Here is a 19,020-nt window from a genome sequence, read left to right on the forward strand (position 1 = left end):
TTTTCAGGCTCAGTTCGATTTGGCTTCGGCGTTGGGCTGGACAGCAGGTCGGCGGCCTTGAGCTTGCCCTTGGGTAGCGACCCCTCGCGTTCGAGCACGGCGATCCAGAAGTCGAGGTCGCGGGGAACCGCCTGCGCGCCTTCGCGGAGGCCGAAGCCGGTCCAGTATTTGACCAACTCGGCGTTCTCGCCGCGCTTCGACAGGATGGATGCCAGCACCTTGCGTGCTTCATCGGGGTTCTGGCGCGACCATTCGGCGGCGCGGGTCGACTGCTCGACGAAGGTGCGGCGCACGCGCAGCGCTGGCTTGGGCGAACGGCGTAGGGGGGCGGAGGAACGGGCCTTTGGCGGGTCGAAAGAAGTGGCCATGAGTGCGTCAGAGCGCTCGCATCTGGCTGGTGTCGCGGGCTGGACAGCTCATTTCGCGCATGCCCGGGTCGTGCAGAATTTTTGCGACGGGCAGGGCGCGCCACCCGTCTTTTCACGTCGGTGAGATTTGCCGGATGTTCTCAACCAACTGGTTGACAACCGCTTGAGCGAACTGTATTCAACCAATAAGTTAATAACTAGTTGGTTGAATAGTGACATGACTGATCCTCTTTCCCTTACCTTTTCCGCGCTGGCAGATCCGACGCGTCGCGCCATCCTGGCCCGGCTTTCCCAGGGGCAGGCGAGCGTCGGCGAACTGGCTGCACCCTACGACATGAGCCTGGCGGCGGTGTCGAAGCACATCAAGGTGCTCGAAAACGCCGGCCTGATCTCCCGCGAGAAGGACGCGCAGTATCGCTACTGCAAGCTCCAGGCCGGCCCGCTTCAGGACATCGACGGCTGGGTTGGCGCCTATCGCGACCTGTGGCGCGACAATCTCGATCAGCTCGACGCCTATCTCGCCGACATGCAGCGCGGCGACGACACCAACAAGCAGTGATTTCACGAGATACGAAAGGGAATGACATGAACAAGATGCTTGTCGAGACGCCGGAGGGCGAACCCATCATCCGCATGAGCCGCAGCTTCGATGCGCCGCGCACGTTGGTTTGGCGGGCCTGGACCCGGCCCGAACATGTGGCGCGCTGGTGGGGTTCGCGTGCCATGGGCGCGACCAAGGTGGTCAAGCTCGACGTCCGCCCCGGCGGCGAGTGGCGCTTCGAGCAGACCACGCCTGATGGTACCGTCTTTGCCTTCATCGGCAGGTACATCGAGGTCGACGAGCCGGAGAAGCTGGTCAATACCTTCGCGCTGGAGGGCATGTTCGAAGACAAGACTGTTATCGAGACCCATCGCTTTGAGGAGAGGGACGGCAAGACCCATTACAGCGGCGTCACCCGCTTCGACAGCATCGAGGATCGCGACGGCATGGTCGCCTCGGGCATGGAAGCCGGCGCGCAGGACAGCATGAACCAGCTCGAAGAGCTGCTCGGCGAACTGATCTCCGCCTGATCTTAGACCGGATCCGGCCGGCAATTTCTCCACCGCAATCGTGACCCAAGCGGCTGCATCGGCGACCGGGTGGGATCGCTCATCCCAAGACAGGAAACGACAATGAAAACGCTGGCAATCGCGGGCGCGGCTCTGCTCGCCCTTTTTTCCACCATCGCACCGTCAGCCGTCTCGGCCGGGGATGCAGCGCCGCTGGAACTGCATCACCAGATCCACGGGGAGGGCGCGCCGCTCGTCCTGCTCCACGGCGCCTTCATGACCATCGAGACCAACTGGGCGACCAGCCTCGGCGAACTCGCCAGGTCGAACAAGGTCATCGCCGTCGAGCTGCAGGGCCACGGCCGTACCGCCGACCGCGACGAAGGGCTGAGCTACGAGACCATGGCCGACGATGTCGCCGGGCTGCTCGACAAACTCGGCGTCGCGAAGGCCAATGTCGTGGGCTACTCGATGGGCGGCAACGTCGCCCTGCAACTTGCCCTGCGCCATCCCGATCGCGTCGAGCGCATCGTCGCCGTGTCGGCATCGGCCAGCGACAAGGGTCTGGCCGCTGGGCACAAGGAGATGGTGCAGCACCTGACCGCCGACATGTTCACCGGCGCGCCGATGGTCGCGGAGTATCAGAAGCTGGCGCCCAAGCCGGACTTCCCGGCGTTGGTCGAGAAGGTCAAGCAGCTTGAGCTGACGCCGTTCGACTGGACCGCGGACCTGGCCAGGATCGCGCAGCCGGTGCTTCTTGTCGCCGGTGACGCCGACGTTGTGACGCTCGGCCATCTCGCCGAAATGTATGCCGCGCTCGGCGGCCACGCCAATGGCGACGTCAACGGTCCGTCGCGCAGCCAGCTCATGGTGCTGTCTGATACAACCCACATGGGCATCCTCGCCGACCCGGCAAAAGCACAACAGGTGGCAGTGGCGGCCAACGCTTTTCTCGGTACTCCGGCGCGAAGTGAGGCTGGGCTGTCGCCACGCAACTTGACGTCAAACGCAAACAGGCCCCGCGGTGCGGGGCCCGTTTCTCATTGTCCGATGACGTCGAACCTCAGCGCTCGGCGAGTGCCGGTTCGCCCTGCCGTGCGCGGATCAGGTTGGCGAAGCGGCGGAAGAGATAGTGCGAGTCCTGCGGGCCGGGCGAGGCCTCGGGATGGTGCTGGACCGAGAATACCGGGCGGCCGGTGAGCGCGATGCCGCAATTGGTGCCGTCGAACAGCGAGACGTGGGTCTCCTCGACGCCCTCAGGCAGCGACCCGGCGTCGACCGCGAAGCCGTGGTTCATCGACACGATCTCGACCTTGCCCGTGGTGTGGTCCTTGACCGGGTGGTTGGCGCCGTGGTGGCCCTGGTGCATCTTTGCCGTCTTGCCGCCAAGGGCAAGCGCCAGCATCTGGTGGCCGAGGCATATGCCGAACACCGGCAGTTCGGTCTTGAGCAGGTCCTTGATGACGGGCACCGAATACTCGCCCGTTGCCGCCGGGTCGCCGGGGCCGTTGGACAGGAAGATGCCATCCGGCTTCATCGCCAGGATGTCTTCAGCCGAGGTCTTGGCCGGAACGACGGTCACCTTGGCGCCGAGGCCGGCGAGCAGGCGCAGGATATTGCGCTTGACGCCATAGTCGATGGCAACGACGTGCATGGTTTCTTCAGCCCGCTCGCCATAACCCTCGTTCCAGACCCAGGGCGTCTCGGTCCAGTTGGAGGACTGGCCCGAGGTGACGTCCTTGGCGAGGTCGAGGCCGACGAGGCCGGACCAGGCGCGGGCTTGGGCCCTGAGGTTCTCGATGTCGAACTTGCCGTCGGGGGCATATGCGATGACGGCGTTGGGCATGCCCTTTTCGCGGATCAGCGCGGTCAGCGCGCGGGTGTCGACGCCGGACATGGCGACGATGCCGCGGCGCTTCAGCCACTGGTCGAGGTGACCGGCGGCGCGATAGCTCGACGGGTTGGTGACGTCGGCCTTGAACACCGCACCCACGGCACCCGAGCGCGTCGCCGGGTTCAGGTCCTCGATGTCTTCATCGTTGGTGCCGATGTTGCCGATGTGCGGGAAGGTGAAGGTGACGATCTGGCTGGCATAAGAGGGGTCGGTGAGGACCTCCTGGTAGCCGGTGAGCGCCGTATTGAAGCAGACTTCGGCGACGGCACTGCCGGTGGCGCCGAGGCCTCGGCCGGTGATGACCGTTCCGTCGGCCAGAACCAGTACGGCGGTCGGCACTTCGGTTGCCCACGGGGCGGTCTCTGAGGCCATGGCGATGCTCCTGCGTAACGGGCGCCGCGACTTGAAAAATGGCTCGCAAGGGGCCATATCGCGCAGCGAAAAGCACGGACGACCACCGTCAGGCGGGCCCCGTGCACAAAACAAACAAGTCCTTGCAAGGCGCGGACAATAGGCGAAGGCCGGCACATGGTCAATGACCGTTCCGGGATTCGTGGCTAATTATTTTTCCTAGCAAAAACAGGAAGTTGGCCATTGTCATTCGGTTTGCCACTGTGGCAGGTCGGCGCTATTGTTTGCGACACGTTCAGGAGTAACGGCCATGCGCGAGACACTCGCCGAGGCACTGAAGACTGCATTGAAGACCGGCGACAAGCGCCGCACCTCGACGCTGAGGCTGATCCAGGCGGCCATCCAGGACCGCGACATCGCCCATCGCGGTGCCGGCAAGGACCCTGTCACCGACGAGGAAATCCTGCAGATCCTGACCAAGATGGTCAAGCAACGCCAGGAATCGGCCAAGGCCTTCGAGGAAGGTTCGCGGCTGGAACTGGCCGCCCAGGAGCGCGACGAAATCGCCATCATCTCCGATTTCCTGCCCAAGCAGATGGAGGAGGGGGCGGTGCGCAGCGCGGCACAGCAGGTGATTTCGGAAGTCGGCGCCGATGGCTTGCGCGACATGGGCCGCTGCATGAACGCGCTCAAGGAGCGCTATCCCGGCCAGATGGATTTCGGCAAGGCCAGCGGCATCGTCAAGGAGCTGCTGCAGTAGGCAGCCATGGCCTTGTGCCATGTGAACAGAAACGCCCCGCCTGCGATGCAGCGCGGGGCGTTTTTCGTTTGGGGCGCGAGGGTAGCCGCGCCTTTCCTTCTGCCCTTGCGGGAGAAGGAAAGGTCATCACGCGGCGTGGCGGAGCTTGACCGGGGCCTTGTCGCGCAGGCCCCAGATGTGGCCGAACGGATCGAATACGGTTGCGCCGCGGCGGCCGTCGGTTGCCGCAGCCAGGTTTCCACGAATGGTTGCTCCGACCCCGATCGCTCGTTGCAGCGCGGCGTGCACGTTGGCGACATCGAGGATGAAGACGGCGCTGACCGCACCATGGGCCTTGGGGAAGAACGGCCCGCCGCGCTGCGGTTCCTGTTCTCGGCGGGGATTGGCGCCGCCAACCTGCAGGGCGACACCGCCGATCCGCAGGTCGATCGAGATCGGAACGCCCTCGAACAGGTAGGATCCGCCGCGAATGGCACCGAACGCCCTCTGGTAGAAACTGGCTGCCTCTTCCTCACGGCCATGCTCGACGACGACCGAAACGGCAAGCTCGGCCTTGGCGTCGGACGTCGCCTTGAGGGTGTTCCAGTTGTCGTAGCCGAACTGGCGGGCGACGATCTCGAGACAGGCGCTGTGGGCAAGGTGGATGTCTTGCGCGGCCAGGCCTGCACGCAGCTCCTTGGCCATGGATTTCACGCGATCAAGCGATGGCATGGGATGTTCCCTTGAAGAGGGTGACATACAGCGTCAGTGCTCGCATTGCCGACGGTCACCCCAAGGGTCAAACCATGTTATCCGGTGCATTCGCCAATCCCGAGGGAGCGAGCGGCAGGCTGCACGGCTTGGGTCGAGTGTCGCCAAGGACGGCGATTCGGGCAAGTTCAAATGGGCTGCGATGGCGGCGTTTCCTTTTCAAAAATCACGTCACCGGCAGGCGCTGGCGGGCGATGGCCGCGTGGAAGCGGGTGCCGTGGATCAGGGCGTCGTCGTTGAAATCAAAGGACGGGTTGTGCAGCGGCGCCGAGGCCTCGCCATTGCCGATATAGGCGAAGCAGCCGGGGACATGGTCGAGGAAACGGGCGAAATCCTCGGATGCGGTGACGATCTCGCCCTTGCCGTTGACCGCACCGGCGGCAAACACGGAGCTGGCGGCTTCGAGCGCGGCTGCGGTGGCCTCGGCATCGTTGACCAGCGGCACGAACTCCCTGCTGTAGGTCACCTCGGCCGTGCAGTTGTAGGTCAGTGCGGTGCCTTCGGCGATGATGCGCATCTGCCGTTCGATCTCGGCGCTGACCTCCGGGCGGAAGCTCCTGGCATCGCCGAGGATGCGGGCGAAGCCTGGCAGGGCGTTGCGGGTGCCGTCGGTGATGAGTTCGGTGACCGAGACAACGGAGATGTCAGCCGGGCTCAGCCGGCGTGACACGATGGTCTGCAGGTTGGTGACGACGGTGCAGGCAGCAACCAGCACCTCGCGGCCGAGATGCGGGCGGGCAGCGTGACCACCGAGGCCGCGCAGCACGATCTCGAAATTGTCCTCCGCCGACATGATCGGGCCGGGCCGGGTCTCGAAATGGCCCAACGGCAGGCCGGGCATGTTGTGCAGGCCATAGATCTCTTCGAAGGGAAAACGCGCCATAAGCCCGTCGTCGAGCATGGCGAGCGCGCCCTTGCCCCATTCCTCCGCCGGCTGGAAGATGAAGCGCACCGTGCCGTCGAAGCCGCCTTCGTTGGCAAGCAGCTTCGCCGCGCCCAGGAGCATCGCGGTGTGGCCGTCATGGCCGCAGGCATGCATGACACCGGGATTTTGCGAAACGTGACCGTGGCTGGCCTGCTCGGAGATGCGCAATGCGTCCATGTCGGCGCGGAGCGCGATGGCCCGGTTGCCCGATCCACGGCGCAGGGTGCCGACGACGCCGCTGCCGCCGACGCCTTCGACGACCTCGTCGAGGCCGAAAGCCCGGAGTTGGGCTGCAACGAAGGCTGAGGTGCGCTTTTCCTCGAAGCCGAACTCGGGATGGGCATGCAGGCCGCGCCGCCAGGTTGTCATCTCGGCGACGAGGGTGTTCTGGTCGAGCGCGGCCATTGTGCTGATCCCTAGGATTGGAGGAAACAGCGTCGCCCGGATTAGCTGTGGCAGGCAAGAGCGGTTGGTAGGGCCAGTCGCTGAAGCCGAAGACCCCTCTCCGTCACGGCTTTGCCGTGCCACCTCTCCCCCACTCCGTGGGGGCGAGGAACCCAAGTTCTGCGAGCGCCGGCTCTGACAGCAAAGTCCTGAGAGCCTGAGTTTTTTTGCGCGCCTGCGTCCGGTGGGGCGGCACCCTGCGAGATTGGCGTTTCCTCCCCACAACGTGGGGGAGAGGTGGCGCGGCGAAGCCGTGACGGAGAAGGGGCTGCGGTAGCGGCCTGCGCCTGGCGGCTCCCGTCCAAGCTTCGCTCCGGGTTCCGGGATACGGCTCTTGCGCCCGCTCAGCTCGCCTTCAGACGCGAGCCGCGGAGCAGGCCCTGCTCCTCGAGCACGGGATAGGCCATGGAGGCGAGCAGGGAGTTGATCTGCTTGAGATCGCGGATGGTGTCGAGGTGGATCGAGCTGGTCTCGACGCTCTTGATGGTGCCGTCGCGCAGGCGCAGGAAATGGCTCTGGCTGGTCTGCTTCTCGACGTCGCGCAGCCGGTCCTTTTCGAGCACGAGCTGGCGCGCGGTGTTGGCGTCGCGCGACACCAGAACGTTGAAGGCCAGGCGCGCATTGGCCATCACCGAGGCGTGGAAGGAAGTCAGCTCGCGCCAGCCTTCGGGCGTGAATTCGAGGCCGCGGTCGAGCTTCTTCTGCACATGAGCCAGCATGTTGCGGACGATGATGTCGCCGACCTGCTCAAGCTTGACGCAGGCGCCGAGCAATTCCTGGCAGCGCAGCGTCTCGTCCTCGGTCATCGGCCGGATGGTGGCCTTGGCGAGGTATAGCTTGATCGCCTGGTGCTTGCGGTCGACGCGGTCGTCGAGCGAGGCGAGTGCCTTGATCTTGTCGGCGTCGGGGCTCTCATAGAGCTCGATGATGCGCTGGAGCATGATCTCGACGGTCTCGCAGACGCGGACCGTCTCTCGGGTGGCGTTGGCAAGGGCCTGCGAGGGGGTGTCGAGGGCGGCTTCGTTGAGCGCGCTGAGCTCGGCGACCGCCATCTCCTTGGCCGGATCGGTCCTGGTGCCAAGCGCCACGATCTTTTCCGAGGCGCTGTAGACGAGTTTGGCGAGCGGAATGCCGGCGACCAGGATGATGCAGTTGAACAGGATGTGGGCGTTGATGATCTGGTCGGGGCCGGTCGAGCCGAGGAACGCGGTCGACGGCTTGATCCAAAGAAACGCCACCAGCATGACCAGCGAGCCGGCGCCGCGCATCAGCAGGTTGCCGATCGGCACGACGCGCACGCCCGGCTCGGCGTTGCGGGTGAGCAGGGGGGCGATGATCGAGCTGCCGAGATTGACGCCGAGCACCAGCACGATGCCGAGCTCGGGCGGCACGAAGCCGCGGCCGGCAAGGGTGACGATCAGCAGCACGGCGGCGATCGAGGAATGGAACAGCCAGGTGACTATGGCCGCGAGCAAATAGGCGGTGACGGGGTCGCCGGCGAAATAGTCGATGATGACGGGCAGCAGCTTGCTTTCGCGCAGCGGCTCGGAGGCCTGGCCGACCATTTCGAGCGACAGCACGAGAAGGCCGATGCCGACGAGGATGCGGCCTGTCTGCTGCCAGCTGCGCCGGTCGGTGGCGAGAAACATCGTCGTCCCGGCGACGAGACACAGCGGCACCAGCAGCGACAGGTCGAAGGTCAGGATCTTGATGACCAGCGCCGAGCCGATCTCGGCGCCGCGCACGGCGAGCTGGCCGGCGATGCCGCTGACGATGCCGGCACCGGCGAAGGAGCCGACAAGCAGGGTAACGGCGGTCGAGCTCTGGAAAGCGATGGCCAGGGCCGTTCCGGCAAGCACCGCCAGGATCGGGTTGCGCATCGTGTTGCGCAGCTTGTGGCGCAGCACGTCGCCATAGGCACGCTCGACGCCGGTGCGCACCATTCGGGTGGCAAACAGGAGCAGGGCGACGGCGCCGGCGAGGTGCAGCAGGACGACGGAGCCACTCATCGGGAGCACCCGATGGACGTGCTGCCGGGGGCTGTCTGGGAGGCTGCCACGGTGCTCCTGGTGCGGATGCGAATCACTGTCATGAACATGCCATTTAGATTAGCCGGATAATATTTTTCGTCCATAGTGCACACGTGTGCACGCAATCGCAAGATGCGATCATCCATATTGTGACAGGTAGGGCGGCAATTCCGGTTCGACAGCGACCGGCCGACGGCGCAATCGAGATGTCTGGCCGGATGTTTGCGCTGCTGAGGCCCTGTGAACAGCGGGCATGTCCGCAGGCAGGCAACGAATAGGAGTCGTGTCCGGCGAGGCGAGCGCCTATATCAGTTTGAAACAAGCAGGACCCGATGCGCTTTTCCGACGGATTTTTGAGCGAGATACGTGACCGCGTGCCGATTTCGGCCGTGATCGGCCAGCGCGTGACCTGGGATCGCAAGAAGACCAACACCCAGAAGGGCGATTTCTGGGCCTGCTGTCCGTTCCATGGCGAGAAGTCGCCGTCGTTCCACTGCGAGGACCGCAAGGGCCGCTATCACTGCTTCGGCTGCGGCGTGACGGGCGATCATTTCCGCTTCCTGACCGAAATGGATGGGCTCAGCTTCCCCGAGGCGGTCGAGCGCATCGCCGAGATGGCCGGCGTGCCGATGCCGGCGCGCGATGCGCAGGAAGAGCGGCGCGAGCGCGAGCGCGCCTCGCTGCATGACGTCATGGAACTGGCGACCAAATTCTTCGAGGACCGGCTGCAGACGTCCGATGGAGCCCGTGCCCGTGCCTATCTGCGCGACCGCGGGTTATCGCAGGTGACGCAGCAGCAGTTCCGGCTCGGCTTCGCGCCCGACAGCCGCAATGCACTCAAGGAGTTCCTCGCCTCCAAGGGCATCGAGAAGGCGCAGATGGAGGCCTGCGGGCTGACCGTCTTCGAGGACGTGCCGGTTTCCTATGACCGCTTCCGCGACCGCATCATGTTTCCGATCCCGGATTCCCGCGGGCGCATCATTGCCTTCGGCGGCCGTGCGATGTCGGCGGAGATTTCGGCCAAGTACCTGAATTCGCCCGAGACCGAGCTCTTTCACAAGGGCAACGTGCTCTACAATTTCGCCCGCGCCCGCAAGGCGCTGCAGAAGGGCGGCACGGTGATCGCCGTCGAAGGCTACATGGACGTGATCGCGCTCGCTCAGGCCGGTATTGAAAATGTCGTGGCGCCGCTCGGCACGGCGCTGACCGAAAACCAGCTCGGACTGTTGTGGCGCATGTCGGGCGAGCCGGTGTTGTGCTTCGACGGCGACAAGGCCGGCTTGAAGGCTGCCTACCGCGCCGCCGACCTGGCGCTGCCGCTGGTAGCCCCTGGGAACACGGCCCGCTTCGCATTGCTGCCAGAGGGCAAGGACCCTGACGACCTGGTCAAGGCGGAAGGGCCGGAAGCGTTCCGCACCGTGCTCAACGCGGCGCGACCGCTGTCCGACATGATCTGGATGCGTGAGACGTCGGGCGGGGTGTTCGACACGCCGGAACGGCGCGCCGAGCTTGAAAAGACGCTGCGCGAGCTGACCGGCAGGATCAAGGACGAGAGCGTCCGCTACCATTACCAGCAGGAAATGCGCGAGCGGGTGCTGAATTTCTTCGGCAGCCAGCGCGGCCGCCAGCAAGGGCAAGGCGGCAGGGGCTCGTTCAGCAAGGGTAGCGGCGAGCGCGGCCAGTGGAAAAAGGGTGGTGCCGGTGCCGCCGCGGGTCGGCTTGCCGTGTCCGAAAGCCTGGCGCGTTCGGCGCTGGTCAAACGCACGGCCGGCATCATGCCTCTGCGCGAGGCGGCACTCGTCGTCGCTCTGGTCAACCACCCCGCGCTGATCGACGAGAATTTCGAGCATGTCGAACGGCTCGACCTCAGCCATGGCGAGCTCAAGCAGTTGCATTCGGTGCTGATCGATGCGATGGCGCATGGCGAGGCCAACACCCGCGAAGCAGTTGTGGCGGCGATCGAGCGCGCCTCCTGTGCCGAGATGTGGGGGCGGGCGGTGATGCTGGCGCGGCGCGCCCGGCAGTGGACGGCGCTGGAAGACGCGGCGATCGAGGACGCCCGCGACGCCTTCGCGCAGGCGTTGCACTTGCACCGCAGCGCCCGCACCTTACATAAGGAGCTGAAACAGGCCGAAGCTGCGCTGGCTACAGATCCTACCGACGAAAACTACCGACATCTGGTGGAAGTTCAGGCGCAGTTTCACGACGTGCAGGCCACCGAAGCGCTTATCGAAGGCTTCGGGGTGTCTTCGGGCCGGGGCGGTCGTAACTGACGCTGCGGACCGATTATCCCGCAATTGATTCGCTTTTTTGGCGCGAATCATGCGAGAGGCGCTTGACCTTCCGACGGAATGACGGAATCAGGTCGATTCGAAAAAGTTAACCGGCGGCCAGGTCGCCAGTCGTGTCGATGGCCTGAAAATGCGGATTGGGGCACTTGTCACTGGACAGGAAGATATTCCGCCACAGATATCACGGTTAATCTGGACTTAACACAGGTACAGCTACTGGCAGTTCAGGCGCAGGTTCGATGAGCGCATCTGATTTGCACTGTCCAAGAGTTTAAGCGGCTGACGGGCCGCCTGGAGAAAGCGAAGAATGGCGACAAAAGAAAAGGAAGAGGTCGAGACCGAACGCGAAGGCACCCCAGACGGACCTTTGCTCGACCTTTCCGATGACGCTGTCAAAAAGATGATCAAGGTCGCGAAGAAGCGCGGCTATGTCACCATGGACGAGCTGAATTCGGTGCTGCCCTCGGAGGAGGTGACCTCCGAGCAGATCGAGGACACCATGGCGATGCTCTCCGACATGGGCATCAACGTGGTCGAGGACGACGAGCAGGGCGAAGAGGCTGAGGCTTCCGAAGGCGATGCCGAAGAAGATGCCAATGAGCTTGCCGAGCAGACCGGCACCGCCGTTGCCGCGACCACGACCAAGAAAGAGCCGACCGACCGTACCGACGACCCGGTGCGCATGTACTTGCGCGAAATGGGCTCGGTGGAGCTTCTGTCGCGCGAAGGCGAAATCGCCATCGCCAAGCGCATCGAGGCTGGCCGCGAGACGATGATCGCCGGCCTGTGCGAAAGCCCGCTGACCTTCCAGGCCATCATCATCTGGCGCGACGAACTCAACGAAGCCAAGATCCTGCTGCGCGAGATCATCGATCTCGAGGCGACCTATGCCGGTCCCGAGGCCAAGCAGGCGCCGATCGTCGAGCGCCTCGAGGAAGACGCCAAGCCCAAGGACGAGCCGAAGGCGGGCCGCCGCCGCGGTGGCGACGAGGAAGACGACATCACCAATGTGGGTGGCGACACCCGTGGCGAGGACGACGAGGAAGACGAGGACGAGGCCAGCCTGTCGCTGGCGGCCATGGAAGCGGAACTGCGTCCGCAGGTCATGGAAACCCTCGACGTCATCGCCGACACCTACAAGAAGCTGCGCAAGCTGCAGGACCAGCAGGTCGAGAACCGTCTCGCCGCCGCCGGCACCCTGTCGCCGAGCCAGGACCGCCGCCTGAAGGAGCTGAAGGATCAACTCGTCAAGGCCGTGAAATCGCTGTCGCTCAACAACGCCCGCATCGAAGCGCTGGTCGAGCAGCTCTACGACATCAACAAGCGCCTGGTGCAGAACGAAGGCAAGCTTTTGCGTCTCGCCGAAAGCTATGGCGTGCGCCGCGACGAGTTCCTGAAGGAATATCAGGGCTCCGAGCTCGACCCGAACTGGATCCGCTCGATCTCGAACCTGTCCAGCCGCGGCTGGAAGGAGTTCACCAAGAACGAGAAGGACACGATCCGCGACCTGCGCGCCGAGATCCAGAACCTCGCCACCGAGACGGCGATTTCGATCCTGGAATTCCGCAAGATCGTCAATCAGGTGCAGAAGGGCGAGCGCGAGGCAGCGATCGCCAAGAAGGAAATGGTCGAGGCCAACCTGCGTCTCGTCATCTCGATCGCCAAGAAGTACACCAACCGCGGCCTGCAGTTCCTGGATCTGATCCAGGAAGGCAACATCGGCCTGATGAAGGCCGTCGACAAGTTCGAGTACCGCCGCGGCTACAAGTTCTCGACCTATGCCACATGGTGGATCAGGCAGGCGATCACCCGTTCGATCGCCGACCAGGCCCGCACCATCCGCATCCCGGTGCACATGATCGAGACGATCAACAAGATCGTCCGTACCTCGCGCCAGATGCTGCATGAGATCGGCCGCGAGCCGACGCCGGAAGAACTGGCCGAAAAGCTCGCCATGCCGCTCGAGAAGGTGCGCAAGGTGCTGAAGATCGCCAAGGAGCCGATCTCGCTCGAAACGCCCGTCGGCGACGAGGAAGATTCGCATCTCGGCGACTTCATCGAGGACAAGATGGCGATCCTGCCGATCGACGCGGCGATCCAGGCGAACCTGCGCGAGACCACCACGCGCGTGCTCGCCTCGCTCACCCCGCGTGAAGAACGCGTGCTGCGCATGCGCTTCGGCATCGGCATGAACACCGACCACACGCTTGAAGAGGTCGGACAGCAGTTTTCGGTCACCCGCGAGCGTATCCGCCAGATCGAAGCCAAGGCACTGCGCAAGCTCAAGCATCCGAGCCGCTCCAGGAAGCTGCGCTCGTTCCTCGACAGCTGATCGCAGCGATATCGTTCAAAAGCCCGGCTCTGGCCGGGCTTTTTCGTTTGGGGGGCTCATACTCCTGCGCAATTCCAGCCGGAAAACCGCCAGGCCCTTTTCCTGCAAATCCTCTAGTCCTCCGGGTTTCCAGCAACGAGATTGTATTCGGCCCATCTGGCCTCGGGAATTGCCTCGCCGACGCTGAACTCGAAGGCCGCGACAGCGCCTGCGGTCACATCGCAAGAGAAGACTACGCCGTACCAGCGGCCCCCGGCCCGGAAGGCTCCGCCTTGCGCATGAATCGAGCCGCCAGCGATCCTGAGATCGCCGGTCGCATAGGGGACGACAAGATCGGGACGGAGCTCCGCCTTCCAGCGGTGGATCTGCTCCATGGCCTCGATGTTGCACAGCTGGATGGCACGTTCGTCGGGAGCAAAGGTCGCCAGCGCCTGCCTGGCATGGCGGCTGCGCGGGTCGGCGAGCAGCGTTGCCGCGTAGAAACTGTGCGCCTTGACCATAGAGGGGGGCTGAGCGGTGGGCGCCTCGGGCTTGGGGGTGGTGGCAGGCGCAAGGGTACGTCCAAGCGGTGCGGCGGAGGCTGCCTGTTGTCGCGGCAACTGGACTGGTGCGGGCGCCGGTGCCACCAGTTCGACCGGCACTGCATCCTCGGCCGGAACCCTGAATGGCTGTGGCCTCGGCAACAGCAAGAGGGCGGCCAGCAAAAGGGCATGCAATGCCAGCGAGACGGGCCAGCTGGGATCCAGTTTCACGACAGGCGACATGCGACCCGGGTTTTTGTGCAGCCAACTGGTTCGCCCGTCACTGTGGCGCGATTGCGGCGCCGGATATCGGTGCTGCGCAAGCCTGCCTAATTGCGCCTGCGCCGGTAGACGTAGACGACCGCCGGCGGCAGGTTGCGCCAGACGCGGGGCGAACGGGTGAATTCCAGGCCGAGGCTTTCGGCAATGTTGCTGCGCACCGGCGAGAACAGCCCATAGGTGAACTGGATATAGACGCCATCGGGCCCGAGCCGCGAGAAGGCGGCGGACAGGATCGCCTCCTGCTGGCTTGATGTCATCGACAGCAGCGGCAGGCCAGAGACGACGGCGTCGACGTGCTGCGGTCCTACGGACGCCAGTTTTTCCGCAGGTTCGTCAAAAATGGTCACTTCTGGGTGGCGGTCGCGCAGCATGCGGCAGAAGACCGGGTTGAGCTCGTAGAGGAAGAGGTCGGCGGGCGCGATGCCGAGCTTCAGGATTTCACGGGTGATGTTGCCGGTGCCGGGGCCGAACTCGGCGACCCGCCGGGCCCAGCGCGGCAGCTGGCTGGCCATGAGCTGGCACAAACTCGGCGACGAAGGGGCAAGGGCCGACACCTGACGGGGCCGGCGTAGCAGCTGGGCAGCGAACGCATTGAATTCGGTCATTCTTGCGGGTCCTGGCTTTTGGCGTAGGTGGTTAGCGGTCGCGCATGATGCAATAGGCAAGCTCGGGCGAAAGCCGATGCACGATGCGCAAGAGCTTGGTCTTTTCGATCCAGATCTCGTCGAGGCCGCGTTCGATGCCGGCTATGAGTTCGGCGGCGGCCAGCGCCGGCGGATATTTCCGGAGCGGACCGGCGCACGACAGGGTGGTGTCGACAAGCGTCATGACGGCTTCGGTGAGCTGGATCGGAAGCTTGGCCGCGCGGCATTGGTCGCGCAGCGAACGGGTGAAGCTGCGCAGGGCAGCCTTGCTGGCACAGTAGACGGCGGCCTCGCGCTTAGGCGCGATGGCAAGCCCGGAGGTGACGTTGACGATGGCCGAGGAGGGATGAGCCGACAGCACCGGCAGCATCGCCACCGACAGTTGCAGCGGCGCGGTGAGGTTGACCGCAATTTCGGCCGACATGGCGTCGAGCCGGGCCTGGCTGTCCACCGTCAGATCGGTGTGATGCATGATTGCGGCGTTGTTGATCAGCGCGCTGCATTGCGGGCGCGTTTCGGCCACCCATTGAGACAGGGCCTCGGCACTGCCTGATGTGCCGAGATCGACTTGCCGGATGGTGACCGAGCCATGGAGTTGCATCGCCAGCGCATCCAGCGAGGCAGCGTCGCGTCCGACCGCGATGACATACGCGCCCTTGGCGGCCAGCTGGCGGGAGAGCTCCAGGCCGATGCCGCGTGCGCCGCCGGTGACGAGCACGGTCCTGTCGTTGAAGTCGAAACTGTCGTGCATTCCCTGACCTGGTGGGCTTGGCCGTTGACCCGTACTTGGGTGCGGGAAATATTGCGAATAATCGTGTCCCGCACTACTCGCATCCCATGAACGCTTCAAATTCCCGGCTGAACCGCCGCAAGACACCGCGTCAAGAGCGCAGCGCTGCCACCTGCGCTGCGATCCTGGAGGCGGCTGCTCGCATTTTGGAGACGTCGGGCAGCGCCGGACTCACCACCAATCATGTCGCGGTGTTGGCAGGCGTTTCTGTTGGTACGCTCTACCAGTACTTCCCCGCGAAGGAGGCGATACTGGCCGAGCTGGTCCGCCAGATGCGACAGGAGATGCTGGCCGATTTCGTCGGTGCCGTGCGCGGGGCCGAGGGCAAGGGGCTTACCCATGCCGTCGATGCGATGGTCTCTGCGAGCCTGCGCCATCATCTCAGGCGGCCGACGCTGGCGCAGGCGCTGGAGCACGAGGAACTCGAGCTCAAGCTCGACAAGGAGACGGTGCAGCTGAAGGCCGACATGCGCGACCTGATCGTCGGCGTGCTGCGCGACCACGGCGTCGACCAGCCGGAGCGCACGGCCTTCGATCTGATGTCGCTGTCCAGGGGCATCGTCGACGCCGCCGTTCGGGCCGGCGAGAGCGATTTCGACGATCTGCAGGCGCGCTTGCGCCGGGCGGTTGCCGGCTATCTCGGAATTCTTGCCTAGCTGCTCTTCGTCGGGTCGCCGACTTCGGCGTTCAGCCGCATCGCCTCCCGGACGAGTTTTTCGGCAAGCGCCGCATCCACCGTGTCACCCTCGCGATATTCCATGGTGGCGAGCTCGTATTTGCCGCCGGCCTTCAGCCTTGGCTCGATGCCGCGCAGCCGCTTGCCGCGCCAGAAGCCGAACAGTACGCGGACTTCCTCCGCCCGGATGAGCAGGACCGGGCCATTGGAGAAGCAGACGATGTGGCCCCATTTGATGCGCGCCTCGGGATCGCCCGCGGCACGAGTGGCTGCGCGCAACGCCTCGACGATGTCGAGGCGCCAGTCGCTCAAGGCCTTGATATAGGCCTCCGGGCTCTCCGCTGGCACTTCCTTGCGCATCATCTGGCTGTTCTCCCCCTGCAGGCACGCTATCCCGATCGCGTTGGCCGCGCCATATCGTGTGCAGTTCAGCCCCTAGCTGCCGCCACGCCCCAGCGCGGGTCCGACATAGCGGGCGCGCGGGCGGATCAGTACACCTGACGTCAGCTGCTCGATGGCGTGCGCGACCCAGCCGATGGAGCGGGCGATGGCGAAGAACGCTGTCTCATGGCCGATCGGCAGCCCGAAGGTGCGCACCATCACCGCCAGCGCATAGTCGATGTTGGGGTGCAGGCCGGTGGCTTCGGTGATCAGCGTCGGTGCCTCGACGGCGAGGCGCCTGTCGGCGCCCGCCTCGGCCAGGGCTGTCAGCAGGCTGTCGGCGCGAGGGTCGCCGTCGCGATAGACGGTGTGGCCGAAGCCGGGGATGCGGTCGCCGATGGCGACACGTTCGCGGATGTTGGCGGCGACGTCGGTGGCGGCGAAATCGGCCACCATATGCGCTGCCAGCGGGCCGGCGCCGCCATGACGAGGGCCCTTGAGCGCCACCAGGCCTGATATCAGCGCATCGTAGAGGTTGATGCCGGTGGAGGCGGCGCAGCGCACCGTCCATGTCGAGGGGTTGAGCTCGTGGTCGGCAAGCAGCACCAGCGCGCGGCGGAAAATTGCCTCGGCACTGGGATGGCCAGACGCCCAGGCGTTGGCCACCTGCAGATGGATCGGCGCAGGCGAGGGCGAGGTGCCAAGGATGCCTGAGGTGAGCAAACGGACGGCACGGGCACCAACCTCGATGCGGCCCTGGCGCGAGCGATTGAAGGCGCGTGAATCGTTGCCGCCGGCCAGCGCGAGCATGGCGATGGCACGGGGGATTGGCGCTTCACCCGTGGTGACCGAGGCCACGGCGCGCATGGTGTCGCTGATGACAGGCATGTTGGCGGCGGCGAAAGGGTCGGCGTCGTTCATGTCCCACAGCAGCGTCGCTGCCTGTTCCAGCGTCGCGTGCTCGGCCAGTGCCACCGCCTGAACGCCGCGATAGACCGACCCTTCGCTGGTGATGGTCGAAATCGCTGAATCGAGAACCGGCGCCTCGGTCTCTCCGGCGCTGGCGAGGCCGGCCGGGGCACGCCGCGCCAGAAGGGCTCGGACGTCGTCGGCACGGTAGCGCCGGGCACGGGCGTCGTCGGACGGTTCCGAGCGGATCAGGCCGCGGCTGACATAGGCATAAAGCGTAGCCGGCGAAACGGCGAGCTCGCCCGCGGCCTCGCGGGCCGAGAGATAGAGCGGTTCGGAGGCTTTTTTCATATTGATCAAGCTAATCAAGATTGATCAATATGAAAAGAGCTTCATCTTTCTGCAGCGCAGCAAGGAGCAAGCCCATGACACTTCATCAGACCACCGCCGGACTGGACGGCGTGACCGCGGCCATGACCGCACTTTCCCATGTCGACGGCGAGGGTGGCGAACTGATCATCGCCGGCAGCCGCGTCGCCCAGCTGGCCGCCGAGACGGATTTCGAGGGGGCTGCCGCCCGCCTGCTTTCGGCCGCCGGCAAGGAAACCGCAGCCGGCGAATTGAGGGCGGAGCTCGGCGAAGCACGTGCCCGTGCCTTTGCGCGGCTCGAAAGGATCCTGCCCGCGACCGAAAGCCTGGCGCTCGGCGCCGGCTTCCGCGCGGCGATCGCCGCGATCGATCGGGAAGACGGTCTCGACGACGAGGTGGCGCTTCTCGGCGCCATGCCGGTTCTTGCGGCAGCACTGGCGCGCAGCGCCGAGGGACTCGCCCCCGTTGCGCCCGATGCCAGTCTCGGCCAGGCGGCCGACATGCTGCGCATGATGCGCGGCACGGCTGCGAGCGACGCAGAAGCGGCGGCGCTGGACGCCTATCTGGTGACCGTCAGCGACCACGGCATGAACGCCTCGACCTTCGCCGCGCGTGTTGTCGCCTCGACCCAGGCGGACCTGTTCATGGCGGTGACGGCAGGCTACTGCGCGCTGTCGGGCCCGCTGCATGGCGGCGCACCGGCACCTGTCCTCGACATGCTGGAAGCCATCGGCAAGGCCGACAACATCGCACCATGGATCGACGCGGCATTGGCGCGCGGCGAGCGCCTGATGGGTTTTGGTCACCGCATCTACAAGGTGCGCGACCCGCGCGCCGACGTGCTGAAGCGGTCGGTGGGCACGTTGGGCTCGGAGGGTATGGATCTTGGCCTTGCCGCCGAGGTCGAGGGATATGCCCGCGAGGCGCTCGCCCGCGCCAAGCCGGGCCGTCGTCTCGACACCAATGTCGAGTTCTACACCGCGATCCTGCTTGGTGCGCTGAAGATCCCGCGCGAAGCGTTCACCCCGGTCTTCGCTGTCGGCCGCACGGCGGGCTGGGTTGCGCATGCGCTGGAACAGCAGCGCACCGGCCGGCTGCTGCGCCCGGCCTCAGTCTATACCGGGCCGATGCCGGCCTGAGAGCATGCTGACGGATTGCGCAAAGCCCGGGGCATGACCCCGGGCTTTTTCATTTGGCAATTGCCTCTGGACGGTACGACGCTAGATGCAGCGGTGGAAGCTTGAAGGGAGAGG

At 65.0% G+C, this 19,020-nt stretch carries 16 protein-coding genes and 2 pseudogenes; 8 read left to right on the plus strand and 10 right to left on the minus strand.

The genetic code is table 11. The annotated features are described in order from the left end of the window. Window positions 1-32: 32 nt before the first annotated feature. Window positions 33-287: pseudogene (locus N7E70_RS30840) on the minus strand (ABC transporter substrate-binding protein); the annotation flags it as partial. A 298-nt stretch (window positions 288-585) separates the two neighbouring features. On the opposite strand from N7E70_RS30840, the gene N7E70_RS12195 reads away from it, so the two are divergent. The 3 genes and pseudogenes from N7E70_RS12195 to N7E70_RS12205 all read left to right on the plus strand — a co-directional run. Continuing rightward, window positions 586-927: an ArsR/SmtB family transcription factor gene (locus tag N7E70_RS12195; RefSeq protein ID WP_263006491.1), complete on the plus strand. Its 342-nt coding sequence runs from the start codon at window positions 586-588 to the stop codon at window positions 925-927. A 26-nt stretch (window positions 928-953) separates the two neighbouring features. Beyond that, window positions 954-1,439, plus strand: coding sequence for an SRPBCC family protein (locus N7E70_RS12200; protein WP_263006492.1), 486 nt, complete (start codon window positions 954-956; stop codon window positions 1,437-1,439). 255 nt (window positions 1,440-1,694) lie between these two features. Beyond that, window positions 1,695-2,270, plus strand: a pseudogene (locus N7E70_RS12205) (alpha/beta fold hydrolase); the annotation flags it as partial. A gap of 211 nt (window positions 2,271-2,481) precedes the next feature. On the opposite strand, the gene carA reads toward N7E70_RS12205, so the two are convergent. Next, the gene (gene carA / locus N7E70_RS12210) at window positions 2,482-3,684 is read right to left on the minus strand and encodes a glutamine-hydrolyzing carbamoyl-phosphate synthase small subunit (protein WP_263006493.1); all 1,203 of its coding nucleotides are present in this window, start codon (window positions 3,682-3,684) and stop codon (window positions 2,482-2,484) included. A gap of 289 nt (window positions 3,685-3,973) precedes the next feature. On the opposite strand from carA, the gene N7E70_RS12215 reads away from it, so the two are divergent. Continuing rightward, window positions 3,974-4,423, plus strand: a complete 450-nt coding sequence (locus tag N7E70_RS12215; RefSeq protein WP_115733732.1) for a GatB/YqeY domain-containing protein — start codon at window positions 3,974-3,976, stop codon at window positions 4,421-4,423. 126 nt (window positions 4,424-4,549) lie between these two features. On the opposite strand, the gene N7E70_RS12220 is transcribed toward N7E70_RS12215, so the two are convergent. The 3 genes from N7E70_RS12220 to N7E70_RS12230 form a co-directional block, all read right to left on the minus strand. After that, on the minus strand, window positions 4,550-5,134 hold the full coding sequence (locus N7E70_RS12220; RefSeq protein ID WP_263006494.1) for a glyoxalase superfamily protein: 585 nt from the start codon (window positions 5,132-5,134) through the stop codon (window positions 4,550-4,552). Window positions 5,135-5,339: 205 nt separating this feature from the next. Beyond that, complete coding sequence (locus N7E70_RS12225; protein WP_263006495.1) at window positions 5,340-6,503, minus strand: amidohydrolase; 1,164 nt, start codon at window positions 6,501-6,503, stop codon at window positions 5,340-5,342. A gap of 383 nt (window positions 6,504-6,886) precedes the next feature. Further along, window positions 6,887-8,551 (minus strand): Na/Pi cotransporter family protein, encoded by a 1,665-nt coding sequence (locus N7E70_RS12230; RefSeq protein WP_263006496.1) that lies wholly within the window; start codon window positions 8,549-8,551, stop codon window positions 6,887-6,889. A gap of 353 nt (window positions 8,552-8,904) precedes the next feature. Between N7E70_RS12230 and dnaG the strand changes: the two genes are divergently transcribed. Together dnaG and rpoD are read left to right on the plus strand one after the other, a co-directional pair. Beyond that, complete coding sequence (gene dnaG / locus N7E70_RS12235) at window positions 8,905-10,845, plus strand: DNA primase (RefSeq protein ID WP_067959808.1); 1,941 nt, start codon at window positions 8,905-8,907, stop codon at window positions 10,843-10,845. A 325-nt stretch (window positions 10,846-11,170) separates the two neighbouring features. Then, on the plus strand, window positions 11,171-13,195 hold the full coding sequence (gene rpoD / locus N7E70_RS12240; RefSeq protein WP_263006497.1) for an RNA polymerase sigma factor RpoD: 2,025 nt from the start codon (window positions 11,171-11,173) through the stop codon (window positions 13,193-13,195). 113 nt (window positions 13,196-13,308) lie between these two features. Here rpoD and N7E70_RS12245 read toward each other — a convergent pair whose 3' ends face one another. The 3 genes from N7E70_RS12245 to N7E70_RS12255 all read right to left on the minus strand — a co-directional run bounded on the left by N7E70_RS12245 (window position 13,309) and on the right by N7E70_RS12255 (window position 15,393). Next, entirely contained in the window at window positions 13,309-13,947 is a 639-nt protein-coding gene (locus N7E70_RS12245) for a DUF930 domain-containing protein (RefSeq protein WP_263006498.1), read from the minus strand. 98 nt (window positions 13,948-14,045) lie between these two features. Next, a complete protein-coding gene (locus N7E70_RS12250) occupies window positions 14,046-14,603 on the minus strand; it encodes a class I SAM-dependent methyltransferase (protein ID WP_263006499.1) in 558 nt (185 codons plus the stop codon). A gap of 31 nt (window positions 14,604-14,634) precedes the next feature. Beyond that, on the minus strand, window positions 14,635-15,393 hold the full coding sequence (locus tag N7E70_RS12255) for an SDR family oxidoreductase (RefSeq protein WP_263006500.1): 759 nt from the start codon (window positions 15,391-15,393) through the stop codon (window positions 14,635-14,637). 86 nt (window positions 15,394-15,479) lie between these two features. Between N7E70_RS12255 and N7E70_RS12260 the strand changes: the two genes are divergently transcribed. Then, window positions 15,480-16,088: a TetR/AcrR family transcriptional regulator gene (locus tag N7E70_RS12260; protein ID WP_263006501.1), complete on the plus strand. Its 609-nt coding sequence runs from the start codon at window positions 15,480-15,482 to the stop codon at window positions 16,086-16,088. Here N7E70_RS12260 and N7E70_RS12265 read toward each other — a convergent pair. Together N7E70_RS12265 and N7E70_RS12270 are read right to left on the minus strand one after the other, a co-directional pair. Beyond that, the gene (locus N7E70_RS12265) at window positions 16,085-16,471 is read right to left on the minus strand and encodes a DUF1801 domain-containing protein (RefSeq protein WP_263006502.1); all 387 of its coding nucleotides are present in this window, start codon (window positions 16,469-16,471) and stop codon (window positions 16,085-16,087) included. The genes N7E70_RS12260 and N7E70_RS12265 overlap by 4 nt on opposite strands. Window positions 16,472-16,543: 72 nt before the next feature. Next, complete coding sequence (locus N7E70_RS12270) at window positions 16,544-17,749, minus strand: citrate synthase family protein (protein ID WP_263006503.1); 1,206 nt, start codon at window positions 17,747-17,749, stop codon at window positions 16,544-16,546. Between the two features lie 74 nt (window positions 17,750-17,823). Here N7E70_RS12270 and N7E70_RS12275 point away from each other — a divergent pair, with 74 nt between their 5' ends. After that, a complete protein-coding gene (locus tag N7E70_RS12275; protein ID WP_263006504.1) occupies window positions 17,824-18,906 on the plus strand; it encodes a citrate synthase in 1,083 nt (360 codons plus the stop codon). Window positions 18,907-19,020: the final 114 nt, after the last annotated feature.

Origin of the sequence: Aminobacter sp. NyZ550, from assembly GCF_025628925.2 — a bacterium.
Lineage (GTDB): Bacteria > Pseudomonadota > Alphaproteobacteria > Rhizobiales > Rhizobiaceae > Aminobacter > Aminobacter ciceronei.